The 17743-nt window shown below is 60.4% G+C and carries 15 protein-coding genes; 1 reads left to right on the top strand and 14 read right to left on the bottom strand.

All coding sequences use genetic code 11. The features are described 5' to 3' along the window. Window positions 1–85 precede the first annotated feature (85 nt). The 6 genes from J5M57_RS22325 to J5M57_RS22300 form a co-directional block, all read right to left on the bottom strand. Window positions 86–721 (bottom strand): protein-L-isoaspartate(D-aspartate) O-methyltransferase, encoded by a 636-nt coding sequence (locus J5M57_RS22325; RefSeq protein ID WP_169841266.1) that lies wholly within the window; start codon window positions 719–721, stop codon window positions 86–88. 41 nt (window positions 722–762) lie between these two features. Next, window positions 763–1512, bottom strand: coding sequence for a 5'/3'-nucleotidase SurE (gene surE, locus J5M57_RS22320; RefSeq protein ID WP_083366864.1), 750 nt, complete (start codon window positions 1510–1512; stop codon window positions 763–765). Continuing rightward, window positions 1500–2558 carry a tRNA pseudouridine(13) synthase TruD gene (truD, locus tag J5M57_RS22315; RefSeq protein WP_207847279.1) on the bottom strand — a complete coding sequence of 353 codons (1059 nt, stop codon included), beginning with the start codon at window positions 2556–2558 and terminating at the stop codon, window positions 1500–1502. The genes surE and truD overlap by 13 nt, the downstream gene beginning before the upstream one ends. Beyond that, window positions 2555–3028: a 2-C-methyl-D-erythritol 2,4-cyclodiphosphate synthase gene (ispF, locus tag J5M57_RS22310; RefSeq protein WP_007907189.1), complete on the bottom strand. Its 474-nt coding sequence runs from the start codon at window positions 3026–3028 to the stop codon at window positions 2555–2557. The genes truD and ispF overlap by 4 nt, the downstream gene beginning before the upstream one ends. A gap of 54 nt (window positions 3029–3082) precedes the next feature. After that, window positions 3083–3934, bottom strand: a complete 852-nt coding sequence (fghA, locus tag J5M57_RS22305; protein WP_207847821.1) for an S-formylglutathione hydrolase — start codon at window positions 3932–3934, stop codon at window positions 3083–3085. Window positions 3935–4024: 90 nt separating this feature from the next. Further along, a complete protein-coding gene (locus J5M57_RS22300; RefSeq protein WP_169841209.1) occupies window positions 4025–5137 on the bottom strand; it encodes an S-(hydroxymethyl)glutathione dehydrogenase/class III alcohol dehydrogenase in 1113 nt (370 codons plus the stop codon). Between the two features lie 116 nt (window positions 5138–5253). Between J5M57_RS22300 and J5M57_RS22295 the strand changes: the two genes are divergently transcribed. Then, window positions 5254–6150, top strand: coding sequence for a LysR substrate-binding domain-containing protein (locus tag J5M57_RS22295; RefSeq protein WP_207847281.1), 897 nt, complete (start codon window positions 5254–5256; stop codon window positions 6148–6150). A gap of 117 nt (window positions 6151–6267) precedes the next feature. On the opposite strand, the gene ispD is transcribed toward J5M57_RS22295, so the two are convergent. The 8 genes from ispD to dnaE all read right to left on the bottom strand — a co-directional run bounded on the left by ispD (window position 6268) and on the right by dnaE (window position 17694). Further along, window positions 6268–6975, bottom strand: a complete 708-nt coding sequence (gene ispD, locus J5M57_RS22290) for a 2-C-methyl-D-erythritol 4-phosphate cytidylyltransferase (RefSeq protein ID WP_207847283.1) — start codon at window positions 6973–6975, stop codon at window positions 6268–6270. Then, a complete protein-coding gene (gene ftsB, locus J5M57_RS22285) occupies window positions 6972–7250 on the bottom strand; it encodes a cell division protein FtsB (RefSeq protein ID WP_007964293.1) in 279 nt (92 codons plus the stop codon). Before ftsB ends, ispD begins: the two co-directional genes overlap by 4 nt. A 171-nt stretch (window positions 7251–7421) precedes the next feature. After that, a complete protein-coding gene (eno, locus tag J5M57_RS22280) occupies window positions 7422–8711 on the bottom strand; it encodes a phosphopyruvate hydratase (protein WP_064586195.1) in 1290 nt (429 codons plus the stop codon). Window positions 8712–8867: 156 nt separating this feature from the next. Continuing rightward, entirely contained in the window at window positions 8868–9713 is an 846-nt protein-coding gene (gene kdsA / locus J5M57_RS22275; RefSeq protein WP_007954807.1) for a 3-deoxy-8-phosphooctulonate synthase, read from the bottom strand. A gap of 6 nt (window positions 9714–9719) precedes the next feature. Next, window positions 9720–11351 (bottom strand): CTP synthase, encoded by a 1632-nt coding sequence (locus J5M57_RS22270; protein WP_064586194.1) that lies wholly within the window; start codon window positions 11349–11351, stop codon window positions 9720–9722. A gap of 274 nt (window positions 11352–11625) precedes the next feature. Next, complete coding sequence (tilS, locus tag J5M57_RS22265; RefSeq protein WP_207847293.1) at window positions 11626–12954, bottom strand: tRNA lysidine(34) synthetase TilS; 1329 nt, start codon at window positions 12952–12954, stop codon at window positions 11626–11628. A 131-nt stretch (window positions 12955–13085) separates the two neighbouring features. Then, on the bottom strand, window positions 13086–14033 hold the full coding sequence (locus J5M57_RS22260; RefSeq protein ID WP_064586192.1) for an acetyl-CoA carboxylase carboxyltransferase subunit alpha: 948 nt from the start codon (window positions 14031–14033) through the stop codon (window positions 13086–13088). 139 nt (window positions 14034–14172) lie between these two features. Further along, window positions 14173–17694, bottom strand: coding sequence for a DNA polymerase III subunit alpha (dnaE, locus tag J5M57_RS22255; protein WP_207847295.1), 3522 nt, complete (start codon window positions 17692–17694; stop codon window positions 14173–14175). Window positions 17695–17743: the final 49 nt, after the last annotated feature.

Here is a 17743-nt window from a genome sequence, read left to right as displayed (position 1 = left end):
CTTGGACAATCCGCTACGTTTAAACCCTCGCTGCCGGTGTAAGACCGAGTCCTGCGAAAGGAATTCAGCGCCGCTTAACAAATGCTCAGGCCAGTGGGCCATTGAGCAGTGGCACGAAGCGAACCGCTCCCAGAACGTGACGGGAAAAGCCATGTTCTTCACGCACGATCAGCATCAGTTGTTGCACTTCCCCCGAGCCGACCGGAATCACCATCCGCCCACCCGGTGCCAGTTGATCGAGCAACGCCTGCGGCACATCCGTCGCGACCGCAGTGACGATGATGCCGTTGTAAGGCGCCAGTGCCGGCCAGCCTTCCCAGCCATCGCCCCAGCGGAACACCACGTTGCGCAGGTTCAGCTCAACCAGGCGTTCCTTGGCGCGGTCCTGCAAGACCTTGATCCGCTCGACCGAAAATACCCGCTCAACCAGTTGCGACAGCACCGCCGTCTGATAGCCCGAACCGGTACCGATCTCCAGCACCTTGTCCAAAGGCCCGGCCTCCAGCAGCAGCTCGCTCATGCGCGCCACCATATAAGGCTGGGAGATGGTCTGGTTGTGGCCGATCGGCAGCGCAGTATCTTCGTAGGCGCGGTGCGCCAGCGCTTCATCGACAAACAGATGACGCGGCGTACGGCGGATCACTTCCAGCACCTTGGCGTTGGACAGGCCTTCTTCATAGAGACGCTGGATCAGACGTTCGCGCGTGCGCTGCGACGTCATGCCGATGCCGCTGCGCATTCTGTCTTCGTGTTCACGAGCCATCAGCGCAGTCCCTCCAGCCAGCCGTCCAGACTTCTGAAGGCGTCGTTGAAGGTGCGATCGAGCAGCAACGGCGTAATCGACACATAGCCCTGCATCACCGCATGAAAGTCAGTACCCGGGCCACCATCTTCAGCATCGCCGGCGGCGGCAATCCAGTAACCGGCCTTGCCACGCGGGTCGACCACTTTCATCGGCGCTGCCGCGCGGGCGCGATGGCCCAGACGCGTCAGTTGAATGCCACGGATGTGATCGATCGGCAGATTGGGGATGTTCACGTTCAGCACCGTGCGCGGCGGCAGGTCCAGCCCGGCGTGGGCCTCGACCAGTTTGCGCGCGAAATGGGCCGCTGTCGCCAGATTGTCCACCTGCCGCGAACACAGCGAGAACGCAAACGACGGACGTTCAAGGAAGCGCCCTTCAAGAGCGGCCGCCACGGTGCCGGAATACAGCACGTCATCGCCCAGATTGGCGCCGAGGTTGATCCCGGAAACCACCATGTCCGGCTCGCGCTCCAACAGGCCATTAAGGCCCAGATGCACGCAGTCGGTCGGCGTACCGTTGAGGCTGATGAAACCGTTGGCCAGGTATTGCGGGTGCAACGGACGGTCGAGCGTCAGCGAACTGCTGGCGCCGCTTTTGTCCTGCTCCGGGGCGATAACCACGCATTCGGTGTAATCCGCCAGCGCAGCATAAAGCGCGGCGAGACCGGGTGCTGTTACCCCATCGTCGTTAGAAATCAGAATACGCATGGGCTGTCCGTCTGCCCCACCGGCACCAGATCAACGAGTTCGCGCACCAATACAGTGGCGAAGCATCCGGCCGGGAGGACGAATTCCAGTTGCAGAATGTCAGGCTGGGGATAATGCCACGACAACCCGCCAATGGGCAGCCGCAGGATGCGACGTTCGTGGTTCATTCCGGCATTGATCAACCAATCGCGCAGATCCGCTTCACGCTCGGCGATCCCCTGCTCCAGTTCATGGACAGCCCCGGCGGCCGGTGAGTCACCTTCGCCCCACTGCGGTCCGGTCGGGTGCAGGTCGAGAATCGCCAGGCGCGGATCGCTGCATTCGGCTTCACCGGCCGGGAAAAAACTGCGGCTGTCGGTGAACGCCAGCAGATCGCCGACCTGCGCCTGCTGCCAGGTGCCGTCGGCAACCCGCGCGGCCAAGACCTGATTGAACAGAAAGCTGCGCGCTGTCGAGAGCAAGCGCGAGCGTACATTGCGCTGCTCCGGCAACGCCTTGCGCGCCGCCCAGGCACGCGCATCAACGACGTTGCCGCCGTCATGGCCGAAACGCTGGGCGCCGAAATAATTGGGAATGCCTTGTTTGGCGATCAACTGCAGCCGCTGTTCGATCGCCTCCTTGTCGCCGGCGAACTGGGTCAGACGCAACGTAAAGCCATTGGCCGAATGCGCACCGCGTTGCAGCTTGCGCTTATGGCGCGTGGTCCTGAGGATCTTCAGCGTGTCGTTTTCCGCCGCCGATAAATCCGGATCAGCCTTGCCCGGCAGCTGCACGCTGAACCACTGGCGGGTCAGCGCCTGACGATCCTTGAGCCCGGCATAACTGACGGTACGCAGCGACACGCCGGCGGCCTTGGCAATCCGCCGCGCCGCTTCTTCGGTGTTCAGGCCACGCTTTTCGACCCAGATCCACAGGTGTTCGCCATCGCCACTGAACGGGATATCGAGCACTTCATCGACCTGAAAATCTTCGGCGATGGCTTTCAGTACCGCGGTACCAAGGGGTTCGCCATAGGCGCGCGGGCCGAGCAATTGCAGTTCGTTCATGCGCGCAGCAACAAGGCAACGGAATGCACGGCAATACCTTCTTCGCGACCGACAAAGCCCAGCTTTTCGGTGGTGGTAGCTTTCACGTTCACTTGGTCCAATTCAACTTGAAGATCGGCGGCGATCAGCGCACGCATCGATTCGATATGCGGCGCCATTTTCGGTGCCTGGGCGACGATGGTGTTGTCGACGTTGCCGACTTTCCAGCCCTTGGCGTGGATCAGCGCGACCACATGCCGCAGCAGCACGCGGCTGTCGGCGCCCTTGAATTGCGGGTCGGTGTCCGGAAAGTGTTTGCCGATATCGCCCAGCGCCGCGGCGCCGAGCAAGGCATCGCTCAAGGCGTGCAGCAGGACGTCACCGTCGGAGTGAGCGAGCAGCCCGAAGCCGTGTGCAATACGCACGCCGCCCAGAGTAATGAAATCGCCTTCAGCGAAACGGTGCACATCGTAGCCGTGGCCAATACGCATAAAAAAAACGCCCCGATTTTTGTCAGGGCGTGATTCTACCCGCTTTGTCAGGCATTAGGCGCCTAGAGCGCGTGCGTGATGCTGCAAGTGGTCGTCAATGAAGCTCGCGATGAAGAAATAGCTGTGGTCGTAACCCGGTTGCAGACGCAGCGTCAGCGGATGCCCCGCTTGTTTTGCCGCTTGTTGCAGGGCTTGCGGTTTGAGCTGGTTTTCCAGGAAATCATCGCGATCGCCCTGATCGACCAACAACGGCAGTTTCTCGTCGGCTTCCGCGATCAGTGCGCAGGCATCCCATTCTCTCCATTTCGAACGGTCTTCGCCCAGGTAACGGGAAAAGGCTTTCTGGCCCCACGGGCAATCCATCGGATTGTTGATCGGCGAAAACGCCGACACCGACTGGTAACGCCCCGGATTGCGCAGCGCACAGACCAACGCTCCGTGGCCGCCCATGGAATGGCCGCTGATGCTGCGTTTGTCCGACGCGGGGAAATGTGCTTCAACCAGTGAAGGCAATTCCTGCACGACATAGTCATGCATCCGATAGTGCCGCGACCACGGCTCCTGCGTGGCATTCAGGTAGAACCCGGCGCCGAGGCCGAAGTCCCAGGCGCCGTCCGGATCACCCGGCACGTCCGGGCCACGTGGGCTGGTGTCCGGTGCCACGATGATCAGGCCAAGTTCGGCCGCCATGCGCATCGCCCCGGCCTTCTGCATGAAGTTCTCGTCCGTGCAGGTCAGGCCCGACAACCAGTAAAGCACCGGCAACTTGCCGCCCTGCTCTGCCTGCGGCGGCAGGTACACGGCAAACACCATGTCGCAGCCGAGCACCTCGGAGCGATGGCGATAACGCTTGTGCCAACCGCCGAAACTTTTCTGACAGGAGATGTTTTCCAGACTCATGGGGATACTCCCAGCTGCAAGCGGCAAGCTCCGAGCTTCGAGACAAGGCAAAAGCGCACTTGCTTGCAGCTTGAAGCTTGTAACTTGCCGCTGCTTTTAGAAATGAATGACGGTACGGATGCTCTTGCCTTCGTGCATCAGGTCAAAAGCCTTGTTGATGTCTTCCAGGCCCATAGTGTGAGTGATGAAAGTATCCAGCGGAATCTCGCCGCTCTGCGCCATGTCGACGTAGCTTGGCAGCTCGGTGCGACCACGCACGCCGCCGAACGCCGAACCGCGCCAGACACGACCGGTCACTAACTGGAACGGACGGGTCGCGATTTCCTGACCGGCACCGGCCACGCCGATGATCACCGATTCGCCCCAACCCTTGTGGCAGCATTCCAGCGCGGCGCGCATCAGTTGCACGTTGCCGATGCATTCGAAGGAGAAGTCGACGCCGCCGTCGGTCATGTCGACGATCACTTCCTGGATCGGACGATCAAAGTCTTTCGGGTTGACGCAATCGGTAGCGCCCAGTTGCCTGGCGATTTCGAACTTGGCCGGGTTGATGTCGATGGCAATAATCCGCGCAGCCTTGGCTTTCACCGCACCGATGACAGCCGACAGACCGATGCCGCCCAGACCGAAGATCGCCACGGTGTCGCCCGGCTTGACCTTGGCAGTGTTGAGTACCGCACCGATACCGGTGGTTACGCCGCAACCGAGCAGACAGACCTTTTCCAGCGGCGCATCCTTGGAGATTTTCGCCACGGAGATTTCCGGCAGCACGGTGTACTCGGAGAAGGTCGAGGTGCCCATGTAATGGAAAATCGTTTCACCCTTGTAGGAAAAGCGCGAAGTGCCGTCCGGCATCAGGCCTTTGCCCTGGGTGGAGCGAATCGCCTGACACAAGTTGGTCTTGCCCGACTTACAGAATTTGCACTGGCCGCATTCCGGGGTGTACAGCGGGATCACGTGATCACCGACGGCGACCGAGGTCACGCCTTCGCCGATGGCTTCAACGATCGCCCCACCTTCGTGACCGAGGATCGACGGGAAGATACCTTCCGGGTCAGCACCGGACAGGGTGTAGGCGTCAGTGTGGCAAACCCCGGAAGCCACCACGCGCAGCAACACTTCACCGGCCTTGGGCATGGCGACATCGACTTCTACGATTTCCAGCGGCTTCTTGGCCTCGAAGGCAACGGCGGCGCGCGACTTGATCATGCTGACTCTCCAGTGAATCCATTGAATAAAAAACCAGACAGGCAGTGTAGTACAGCGCGTTCTGATGAATAATCCGGACAAAAGCAAAACATTATTGCCATACAGGGATAATCCCGATGTCCGAAAACCGCTGGGAAGGTATCGACGAATTCGTCGCCGTTGCCGAATGCAGCCAGTTCACCGCCGCGGCGGAACGTCTTGGGGTGTCTTCATCCCACATCAGTCGACAAATCGCACGGCTGGAAGAGCGTTTGCAGACACGTTTGCTCTACCGCAGTACCCGCCGCGTCACCCTGACCGAAGCCGGACAGACCTTTCTGCAGCATTGCCAACGTCTGCAGGACGGTCGCGAAGAAGCCCTGCGCGCGGTCGGCGACCTGACCAGCGAGCCCAAAGGCATGCTGCGCATGACCTGCGCCGTGGCGTATGGCGAGCGGTTCATCGTGCCGCTGGTGACGCGTTTCATGGGGCAATATCCGCAATTGCGCGTCGACATCGAACTGAGCAACCGCCAGCTCGATCTGGTGCATGAGGGGCTCGACCTGGCGATCCGGCTCGGCCGACTGCAGGATTCGCGACTGGTCGCCACGCGGCTGGCGCCCCGGCGCATGTACCTGTGTGCGTCACCGTCCTACCTGGAACGGTACGGTCGCCCACACAGTTTGTCGGAACTGAGTCGACACAATTGCCTGATCGGCAGCTCGGACCTGTGGCAACTGGAACAGAACGGGCGGGAATTTTCCCAGCGGGTACAGGGCAACTGGCGCTGCAACAGTGGGCAAGCGGTGCTGGATGCGGCGCTGCAAGGGGTCGGTTTGTGTCAGTTGCCGGACTATTACGTGCTCGAGCATTTGCACAATGGCGCGTTGATCTCGTTGCTGGAGGCGCATCAGCCGCCGAACACCGCGGTGTGGGCGTTGTATCCACAGCAGCGGCATTTGTCGCCGAAGGTGCGCAAGCTGGTGGATTTTTTGAAGGAAGGGTTGGCTGTGCGACCGGAGTATCAGGAATGAGTATTGGGTTGGCTGTAAATGCGCTATCGCGAGCAGGCTCACTTCTACAGGGGAACGCATTTCAAAATGTAGGAGTGAGCCTGCTCGCGATGGCGATTCAACAGGCGCCACAAAAATTCAGCGGCGGTTAGCCCAGCGCTGACGCAACCACTCCAGGTCTTCCGGCCGGGTGACCTTGAGGTTGTCCGCCCGCCCTTCGATCAGACGCGGCGCCAGACCGGCCCATTCCATCGCCGAGGCTTCATCGGTAATCACCGCATCCGCCACCAGACTGTCAGCCAAGGCCCGATGCAAGGCACCGAGGCGAAACATCTGCGGCGTATAGGCCTGCCAGATCACACTGCGATCCACGGTTTCAACCACACGACCGTGCTTGTCGACGCGCTTGAGCGTGTCGCGTGCCGGCACAGCGAGCAGACCGCCTACCGGATCATTCGCCAGCTCAGCCAGCAGCTTATCGAGATCATCGCGACTCAGGTTAGGCCGTGCCGCATCGTGCACCAGCACCCAGTCTTCGTCATCGGCACCTTGCGCATGCAGATGCAGCAAGGCGTTGAGCACCGACCCGGACCGCTCCGAGCCGCCCTCGACGCGCTGAATCCGCGAATCGCTGGCGCACGCCAGGCTCGGCCAATAAGGATCATCAACAGCCAGACTGACCACCAACCCCTTGAGGCTCGGGTGATCGAGGAAACAGCCGAGGCTGTGTTCGAGAATTGTGCGCCCGCCCAGTTGCAGATATTGCTTGGGACGGTCCGCGGCCATTCGGGCACCGACGCCCGCGGCAGGAATCACGGCCCAGAAGGCCGGCAGGGAATCGATCATTGGGCCAACTGGTAAAGGGTTTCACCGTCCTTGACCATGCCCAGCTCGTGACGAGCCCGTTCTTCAACGGTCTCCATGCCTTTCTTCAGCTCGCTGACTTCGGCGTCCATCACCCGATTGCGCTCCAGCAGGCCTTCGTTCTCGGCGTGCTGATCAGCAATCTGCTGCTTCAGCTCGGCGACCTGCGCCAGACTGCCATTGCCCACCCACAGGCGGTACTGCAGACCGGCCAGCAGCAAGAGCAAAACGAGAAACAACCAGTAAGGACTGCGCATCGAATATCAGGTATCCAGTGAAAAAAGACAGCCACGCCAAAACTTTGAAACGTCTGATAGCACGAAGCCTGGAAGATCCAGGCTTGTGCATATAAGGCATCAGATTAGTGGCAAATCCATCGCTGTCACGACTTTTCCGACACAATCCGGTGTCTTTTTACCATCTACAACTTAACCGCGAAACTCGGAGCGACCGTTGTACTTGGCTTTGCCATTCAACTGCTCTTCGATACGCAGCAGTTGGTTGTACTTGGAAACGCGGTCGGAACGGCACAGCGAACCGGTCTTGATCTGGCCAGCCGAGGTGCCCACGGCCAGGTCGGCGATGGTCGAATCTTCGGTTTCGCCCGAACGGTGCGAGATCACCGCGGTGTAACCGGCAGCCTTGGCCATCTGGATGGCTTCCAGGGTTTCGGTCAGGGTGCCGATCTGGTTGAACTTGATCAGGATCGAGTTGGCGATCTTTTTATCGATGCCTTCTTTCAGGATCTTGGTGTTGGTCACGAACAGGTCGTCACCGACCAGTTGGGTCTTCTCGCCGATCTTGTCGGTGAGGATCTTCCAGCCAGCCCAGTCGGACTCGTCCAGACCGTCTTCGATCGAGATGATCGGATAACGTTCGGTCAGGCCTTTCAGATAGTCGGCGAAACCTTCAGCGGTGAACACCTGGCCTTCGCCGGAGAGGTTGTACTTGCCGTCTTCGTAGAACTCGCTCGCTGCGCAGTCCAGCGCCAGGGTCACGTCGGTGCCCAGCTTGTAACCGGCGTTGGCCACGGCTTCGGAGATCACTTTCAGCGCGTCTTCGTTGGACGCCAGGTTCGGTGCGAAACCGCCTTCGTCGCCAACGGCGGTGCTCAGGCCACGGGCCTTCAGCACAGCTTTGAGGTGATGGAAAATCTCGGTGCCCATGCGCAGACCTTCCGAGAAGGTTTTGGCGCCAACCGGCTGCACCATGAATTCCTGGATGTCGACGTTGTTATCGGCGTGCTCGCCACCGTTGATGATGTTCATCATCGGAACCGGCATCGAGTACTCGCCCGGGGTGCCGTTCAGGTTGGCGATGTGTGCGTACAGAGGCAGGTCCTGATCCTGTGCAGCCGCCTTGGCCGCAGCCAGGGACACCGCGAGGATGGCGTTGGCGCCCAGGGTTGCCTTGTTTTCAGTACCGTCGAGCTTGATCATCGCGTGATCCAAGGCTTTCTGGTCGCTTGGGTCGGTGCCCAGCAGCAGATCGCGGATCGGACCGTTGATGTTGGCTACCGCCTTGAGCACGCCCTTGCCCAGGTAACGGCTCTTGTCGCCATCACGCAGCTCGAGCGCTTCACGCGAGCCAGTGGATGCACCGGACGGCGCGCAAGCGCTGCCGATGATGCCGTTGTCGAGAAGCACGTCCGCTTCCACGGTGGGATTGCCACGGGAGTCGAGAACTTCACGACCTTTGATGTCGACGATTTTTGCCATTGTTGTAAACACTCCAAAGTTGACGAAAACGACGCAGCTAGAGGAAATCTTTTTACCGTCGGCAAGTGGTGTGCAGCGGGCAGCTTGCAGACGACAACGCACCCGCCCGAGGGCAGGTGCGACAAATCGTGCGGTACTTTACCGGAGAAATGAGGTTTACGCGGTTTCTACCGTCGGAAAACTCTTCACCAGTTCGTCCAAAGCTTTGAGCTGGGCCAGGAATGGCTCCAGTTTGTCCAGACGCAAGGCGCAAGGGCCGTCGCATTTGGCGTTGTCCGGATCCGGATGCGCTTCGAGGAACAGACCCGCCAGCGACTGGCTCATGCCCGCCTTGGCCAGATCGGTGACCTGTGCACGGCGACCGCCGGCGGAGTCGGAACGACCGCCAGGCATTTGCAGCGAATGGGTCACGTCGAAGAATACCGGGTACTCGAACTGCTTCATGATGCCGAAGCCGAGCATGTCCACCACGAGGTTGTTGTAGCCGAAGCTCGAACCACGTTCGCAGAGGATCAGTTGATCGTTACCCGCTTCCACGCACTTGTTCAGGATGTGTTTCATTTCCTGAGGCGCGAGGAACTGGGCTTTCTTGATGTTGATCACAGCGTTGGTCTTGGCCATCGCGACGACCAGGTCGGTCTGGCGCGACAGAAAGGCCGGCAGCTGGATGATGTCGCAGACTTCAGCGACGACCGCAGCCTGGTCAGGCTCGTGGACGTCGGTGATGATCGGCACGCCGAAGGCCTGTTTGATGTCCTGGAAGATGCGCATGCCCTCTTCCAGGCCAGGACCGCGATAAGAGGTCACAGAAGATCGGTTGGCCTTGTCGAAACTGGCCTTGAACACGTAAGGGATACCGAGTTTCTCGGTGACCTTCACATACTCTTCGCAAACCTGCATGGCCATGTCGCGGCTTTCCAGCACGTTCATGCCGCCGAACAGCACCATGGGTTTGTCGTTGGCAATCTCGATGTCGCCAACGCGGATGATCTTCTGTGCCATCGGGGATTACGCCTTCTTCTGGTGTTGTGCCAACGCTGCCTTGACGAAACCGCTGAACAGCGGGTGACCGTCACGTGGCGTCGAGGTGAACTCAGGGTGGAACTGGCAAGCGACGAACCATGGATGATCCGGGGCTTCGACGACTTCAACCAGCGCGGCGTCAGCGGAGCGACCGGAGATCTTCAGGCCGGCTTCGATGATTTGTGGCAGCAGGTTGTTGTTCACTTCATAGCGGTGACGGTGACGCTCGACAATCACATCCTTGCCATAGCAATCGTGCACCTTGGAACCGGCTTCCAGCAGGCATTCCTGAGCGCCCAGACGCATGGTGCCGCCCAGATCGGAGGATTCGGTACGCACTTCAACCGCGCCGGTGGCGTCTTCCCACTCGGTGATCAGACCCACGACCGGATGGCCGCTGGCGCGATCGAACTCGGTGGAGTTGGCGTCTTTCCAGCCCAGCACGTTACGGGCGAACTCGATGACCGCCACTTGCATGCCGAGGCAGATACCCAGGTACGGCACCTTGTTTTCACGAGCGTACTGAACAGCAGTGATCTTGCCTTCAACGCCACGCAGACCGAAGCCGCCCGGTACCAGAATCGCGTCGACACCTTCGAGCAGCGCAGTGCCCTGGTTCTCGATGTCTTCGGAATCGATGTAACGCAGGTTGACCTTGGTACGGTTGGTGATGCCGGCGTGACTCATCGCTTCGATCAGCGACTTGTAGGCGTCCAGCAGCTCCATGTACTTGCCGACCATCGCGATGGTGACTTCGTGCTCTGGATTGAGCTTGGCATCGACGACCTTTTCCCACTCGGACAGGTCGGCGCCGTTGCATTGCAGGCCGAAACGCTCGACGACGAAATCGTCCAGACCCTGAGCGTGCAGCACGGCCGGGATCTTGTAGATGGTGTCGACGTCTTCCAGGGAGATCACCGCACGCTCTTCAACGTTGGTGAACAGGGCGATCTTGCGACGCGAAGACACATCCACCGGATGGTCGGAGCGGCAGATCAGCACGTCTGGCTGCAGGCCGATCGAACGCAGCTCTTTCACCGAGTGCTGGGTTGGCTTGGTCTTGGTCTCGCCAGCGGTGGCGATGTACGGAACCAGCGTCAGGTGCATCAGCATCGCGCGCTTGGAACCGACTTCCACGCGCAGTTGGCGGATGGCTTCGAGGAACGGTTGCGATTCGATGTCGCCAACGGTGCCGCCGATTTCGACCAGGGCCACGTCGGCATCGCCGGCACCCTTGATGATGCGACGCTTGATTTCGTCGGTGATGTGCGGAATCACCTGGATGGTTGCACCCAGGTAGTCACCACGGCGCTCTTTGCGCAGCACGTGCTCGTAGACACGGCCGGTGGTGAAGTTGTTGTTCTGGGTCATGGTCGTGCGGATGAACCGCTCGTAGTGGCCCAGGTCCAGGTCGGTCTCGGCGCCGTCGTGGGTGACGAACACTTCACCGTGCTGGAACGGGCTCATGGTGCCCGGGTCGACGTTGATGTACGGATCCAGCTTAAGCATGGTGACCTTAAGCCCCCGCGCCTCCAGGATGGCCGCCAATGAAGCCGAGGCAATGCCTTTCCCCAATGAAGAAACAACACCGCCCGTGACGAATATGTAGCGCGTCATGAAAAACCCTAGAAGTCTGCGTTAAAGCGGTACGAGCCGCCGGGGAAAGCGAAGGAAGGCCGAAGCCCCCGATCACCTGCATTAATCACAGTGCACCTTTCAAAAAAACCGCCGCGTTGGGACAGACCGGCAGGTGAAACACCGGTACGTTGCTCGCTACACATTTTTTGGAATCGCCCAGCAAAGACTGCTTGGTAATCGGCAACTCCTGCAATTCAGGCGAATCCACAGAAGTTGTATCAAGAAGGGAGCGTAGTCTACCGGAATGCCCCTTTCATCTCAAACCTTGATCTTCGTCTGTTGGCTGCCAATGCAATTTCCAGCCGTGTGGCCCATGCCAGTCAAGGCCCGGCAGGTTCGCCACGGCGAGCAATTCGGCGCCGCGAAACAGCAGCGGCAATCTGCCACGGACGAAGGCCGGCACCGCGCGCTCATTGAGCAGGCGCTTGAGATCGCGGTGGCCGCGCTCTGCCAGATACATCACTTCGCCGCCCTGCCGATAGCGAATCTGCAACGGCCCGACGGGAGTCTGCCCGCTGAACATGACACGCCCGTTATTCGGCAGGCGTAGCGCTGTCGACGGGTCATGCCACTCGGCGCCGGACGCTGGCGCGTGCAGCCAGTCGCCGCTCAGCCACCATATCCGGCCGGCGCTGCGATGCAACTCGCCATCGGCCAGACGCCAGACCGGGGACGCATCGTTGGCGGCGTCGCACAGGCTTGTCCAACCCGACCAATGGTCAGTGTCCGGCAGTCGGGTCAGGGGTTCGAGCCAATGGCTGAGCGCATTGCGCTGACGAGCGGCGGACAGGGTGGCCAGCGGCGCCAGTTCCAGTGACGGCAGGCCCAGCCATTGGAACTCGCCAGGCGTGGCGGCTTGCGCCAGATCGATTTGCGCCAGCTCGTCGAGCAAGCCTTGCGCCTCGCGCAGATGCGCCGCGCTACGGGCCATGCTCGCCTGCGCTTGCGGCCAGCGCTCGGCCAACCGAGGCAGCACCTGATGACGCAGGTAATTGCGCGAGAACTGCCGATCTTCATTCGATGGGTCTTCGATCCAGCGCAACTGATGCGCGCCAGCGTAAGCCTCAAGTTCGGCACGCGTGACGTCGAGCAATGGCCGCAGCAGCGTGCCCTGCCCCAACGGGCGCTGCGCTGGCATCGCCGAAAGTCCGCGAACGCCGGCACCGCGCATCAAGCGAAACAGCAGGGTTTCGGCCTGATCATCACGGTGCTGCCCGGTCAGCAGCAGGTCACCCGCCCCGGTCAGCGAGGTGAACGCCGCATAACGCGCCTCCCGCGCCGCCCGCTCCAGGCTGGCGCCGGGTTGCACCGTCACCCGAACGACCTGCAATGGGACGCCCAGCGCATCGCAGAACAACTGACAATGCTCCGGCCACGCATCAGCCGCAGCCTGGAGGCCGTGATGGATATGGATGGCGCTGAGCGCAGGGAGTGATTCGGTTTTTGCCAGATCGGCAAGCAAGTGCAGCAGGACGGTGGAATCGAGACCACCGGAAAACGCGATGCGCCAATGAGCGGCGTCGCGCCAAGGCTCAAGGTTGCGCAAAAGCCGTGAGGGCAAATCAATCATGGACTGACCCATACCTTTCTCTTGCCCCAAACAAATGTAGGAGTGAGCCTGCTCGCGATCGCGGTGTAACAGCCAACTCATCCGTTGAATGTTACGCCCTCATCGCGAGCAGGCTCACTCCTACAGGGTATTGCGTGTTTCGGTTAGAGACCGTAGCTCATCAGTCGATCGTAACGGCGCTTGAGCAGCGCTTCGTTGTCGAACTTCTTCAGCATCGCCAGTTGCGAGCTCAGTTCGGCACGGATCGAAGCTGCGGCAGCGGCCGGGTCACGGTGGGCGCCGCCCAGTGGCTCGCCAATCACCTTGTCGACAATACCCAGGCCTTTCAGGCGCTCGGCGGTGATGCCCATTGCCTCGGCAGCGTCCGGCGCCTTCTCGGCGGTTTTCCACAGAATCGACGCACAACCTTCTGGCGAGATCACCGCGTAGGTCGAGTATTGCAGCATGTTCAGCTGGTCGCAGACGCCGATGGCCAGTGCACCACCGGAACCACCCTCACCGATAACGGTGGCGATGATCGGGGTCTTCAGGCGCGACATCACGCGCAGGTTCCAGGCGATGGCTTCGCTCTGGTTGCGCTCTTCAGCGTCAATCCCAGGGTAGGCACCCGGGGTGTCGATGAAGGTCAGGATCGGCATTTTGAAGCGCTCGGCCATCTCCATCAGACGGCAGGCCTTGCGGTAGCCTTCCGGACGCGGCATGCCGAAGTTGCGGCGCACCTTCTCGCGTACTTCACGGCCTTTCTGGTGACCGATGATCATCACTGGCTGGTCTTCCAGACGTGCCACGCCGCCAACAATGGCCGCGTCGTCGGAGAAGTGACGGTCGCCGTGCAGTTCGTCGAACTCGGTGAAGATGTGCTCGATGTAGTCCAGGGTGTACGGGCGTTTCGGGTGACGCGCCAGACGAGCGATCTGCCAGCTGGTCAGCTTGCCGAAGATGTCTTCGGTCAGCGTGCGGCTCTTGTCCTGCAGGCGGGAGATCTCATCGCCGATATTCAGCGAATTGTCATTACCGACCAAGCGCAACTCTTCGATCTTGGCTTGCAGGTCGGCGATCGGCTGTTCGAAATCTAGAAAATTCGGGTTCATAGGCGTCCGTCTTGGGTCGTGTCCCAAATGAGCTTGGGCCGGCCGGTTGTCTATTCGCGCCCTACCTTAAGGGAGAGGCGCGCTGAGGTCGAGATTAAAAATTCAGGTTGCGGGCAAGCGCAATGATGGCACCTGCCGGTCAACGGTATTGGAGGAAGACGTTGTCTCGCCCGAACTGGTCACGCAGGGCTTGAATCAAGGCATCCGCCGGGTCGATTCGCCAAGTCTCGCCAAACTGCAGCAAGGTCTTCGCATCGGGGCTGGTGTACTCCATGGTGATCGGGCACGCCCCGCGGTGACGCTTGAGCAACTCACCCAACCAGCGTAGCTGATCGCCCTTCAGGTCTTGAGTCTGCAGCTTCAAACGCAGGCTCTCGGCCAGATTGGTGCGCGCATCCTCCATGCTCATCACACGCTTGACCCGCAGGCGCAGGCCGCCGGAGAAGTCGTCGTTGCTGACCTCGCCTTCGACCACCACCATCGCATCGGTCTGCAACAGCGACTGCGCGGAGTGGAACGCATCGGCGAACAGCGACGCTTCGATCCGCCCCGAGCGGTCATCGAGGGTGATGAAGCCCATCTTGTCGCCCTTCTTGTTCTTCATCACCCGCAGGGCAATGATCATCCCCGCCACGGTTTGCGTATCGCGAGCCGGTTTCAGGTCGATGATGCGCTGACGGGCGAAACGGCGGATTTCGCCTTCGTATTCGTCGATCGGATGACCGGTCAGGTACAGGCCCAAGGTGTCTTTCTCACCCTTGAGGCGTTCCTTGAGGGTCAGCTCCTTGGCCTTGCGGTGGCTTGCATACACGTCGGCATCGGCTTCGACGAACAATCCGCCAAACAGGTCGGCATGGCCGCTGTCATGGGTGCGAGCGGTCTGTTCGGCAGCCTTGATCGCCTCTTCCATTGCCGCCAGCAGCACGGCGCGGTTGCGGTCGATGTTGGCCTGATAAGCCTTTTGCTCGTCATGGAAGTACGGCCCCAGACGATCCAGCGCGCCACTGCGGATCAAGCCGTCCAGCGTCCGCTTGTTGATGCGCTTGAGGTCGACCCGGGCGCAGAAATCGAACAGATCCTTGAACGGACCTTCCTGACGCGCCTCGGTGATGGCTTCCACCGGACCTTCACCGACGCCTTTGATCGCGCCAAGGCCATAGACGATGCGGCCGTCGTCGTTCACCGTGAACTTGAACTCCGAAGTGTTCACGTCCGGCGCGTCGAGGCGCAGTTTCATCGTGCGCACTTCCTCGATCAAGGTCACGACCTTGTCGGTGTTGTGCATATCCGCCGAGAGTACCGCGGCCATGAACGGCGCCGGGTAGTGGGCTTTCAGCCAGGCGGTCTGGTAGGACACCAGGCCGTAGGCGGCGGAGTGGGATTTGTTGAAGCCGTAACCGGCGAATTTCTCTACCAGGTCGAAAATGTTACCGGCCAGGTCGGCGTCGATATTGTTGGTCGCGCAACCCTCAATGAAACCGCCGCGTTGCTTGGCCATTTCCTCGGGTTTCTTCTTACCCATGGCTCGCCGCAGCATGTCCGCACCACCGAGGGTATAACCGGCCATGACCTGGGCAATCTGCATCACCTGTTCCTGATACAGGATGATGCCATACGTCGGCGCCAATACCGGCTTGAGGCCTTCGTACTGGTAGTCCGAGTGCGGGTACGCCAGTTCGGCGCGACCGTGCTTACGGTTGATGAAGTCGTCCACCATCCCGGACTGCAGCGGGCCCGGGCGGAACAGCGCTACCAGTGCGATCAAGTCTTCCAGGCAGTCGGGCTTGAGCTTTTTGATCAGCTCTTTCATGCCGCGCGATTCAAGCTGGAACACCGCCGTGGTTTCGGCTTTTTGCAGCAGCTTGTAGGTCGGCTTGTCGTCGAGCGGGATAAACGCGATGTCCAGCGGCTCTTCGCCGACCTTGGCGCGGTCGCGGTTAATGGTTTTCAGCGCCCAGTCGATGATCGTCAGGGTCCGCAGGCCAAGGAAGTCGAACTTCACCAGACCGGCCGCTTCCACGTCGTCCTTGTCGAACTGGGTTACCAGGCCGTCACCGGCCTCATCGCAATAAATCGGCGAGAAGTCGGTCAGTTTGGTCGGCGCGATCACCACACCACCAGCGTGCTTGCCGACGTTACGCACCACGCCTTCAAGCTTGCGCGCCATCTCCCAGATTTCCGCCGCTTCTTCATCGACCTTGATGAAATCGCGCAGGATCTCTTCCTGTTCGTAGGCTTTTTCCAGGGTCATGCCGACTTCGAACGGAATCATCTTCGACAGACGATCCGCCAGGCCGTAGGACTTGCCCTGCACCCGCGCCACGTCACGCACCACAGCCTTGGCGGCCATGGAACCGAAGGTGATGATCTGGCTTACCGCGTTGCGGCCGTATTTCTCGGCCACGTAGTCGATCACCCGGTCACGACCGTCCATGCAGAAGTCGACGTCGAAGTCGGGCATCGAGACCCGTTCCGGGTTAAGGAAACGTTCGAACAGCAGGTCGTATTCCAGCGGATCGAGGTCGGTGATCTTCTGCACATAAGCCACCAGCGAGCCGGCACCCGACCCCCGACCTGGCCCCACCGGCACGCCGTTGTTCTTGGCCCACTGGATAAAGTCCATCACGATCAGGAAGTAACCGGGGAACCCCATCTGGATGATGATATCCAGCTCGAAATTCAGCCGGTCGACGTAGACCTGACGCTTGGCTTCGTAGTCTTCGGTGGTGTCCTTGGGCAGCAGCACCGCGAGGCGCTCTTCGAGACCTTCGAAAGACACTTTGCGGAAGTATTCGTCGATGGTCATGCCATCGGGAATCGGGAAGTTGGGCAGGAAGTGCGTACCCAGCTTTACTTCGATGTTGCAGCGCTTGGCAATCTCAACGGTGTTTTCGATCGCGTCGGGAATGTCGCTGAACAGCTCGGCCATTTCCTCGGCGCTTTTGAGGTATTGCTGATCGCTGTAATTCTTCGAACGCCGCGGATCGTCGAGGGCGCGGCCTTCGCCGATGCACACGCGGGTTTCGTGGGCCGCGAAGTCTTCCTGCTTGATGAAACGCACATCGTTGGTTGCCACCAGCGGCGCGCCGAGCTTGTCGGCCAGCGCCACGGCGCCGTGCAGTTGCTCTTCATCGTTGGGGCGATTGGTGCGCTGGATTTCCAGGTAGAACCGATCCGGGAACACCGCCATCCAGTCACGCGCCAGAGCCTCGGCCTCGGCCGGGTTACCGCCGATCAGGGCCATGCCGATCTCGCCTTCTTTGGCGGCGGACAACATGATCAGGCCCTCGTTGGCCTCGGCAACCCACTCGCGCTCGACGATGACCATGCCGTTGCGCTGGCCCTCGATGAAACCGCGGGAAATCAACTCAGTGAGATTTCGATAGCCCTTGGCGTTCATCACCAACAGGCTGAGCCGGCTCAGCGGTGCGTCCGGATCCTTGTTCGACAGCCACAGGTCGGCGCCGCAGATCGGCTTGATGCCTGCGCCCATGGCGTTTTTATAGAATTTGACCAGGGAACACATGTTGTTCTGATCGGTGACCGCCACGGCCGGCATGTTCATGCCGGTCAGCGCCTTGACCAGTGGCTTGATCCGCACCAGCCCGTCGACCAGGGAGTATTCAGTGTGCAGGCGTAGATGAACGAATGAAGCCGGCATAGTGATCCTGTCCAGTTACATAGAGACAACAAGGCCCGGATTGTACCGG

The sequence above is a fragment of the Pseudomonas sp. 86_A genome, assembly GCF_017491705.1.
GTDB lineage: Bacteria > Pseudomonadota > Gammaproteobacteria > Pseudomonadales > Pseudomonadaceae > Aquipseudomonas > Aquipseudomonas koreensis.
The sequence above is the reverse complement of the archived record's forward strand: the minus strand, read 5'-3'. Positions and strand labels throughout refer to the sequence as shown.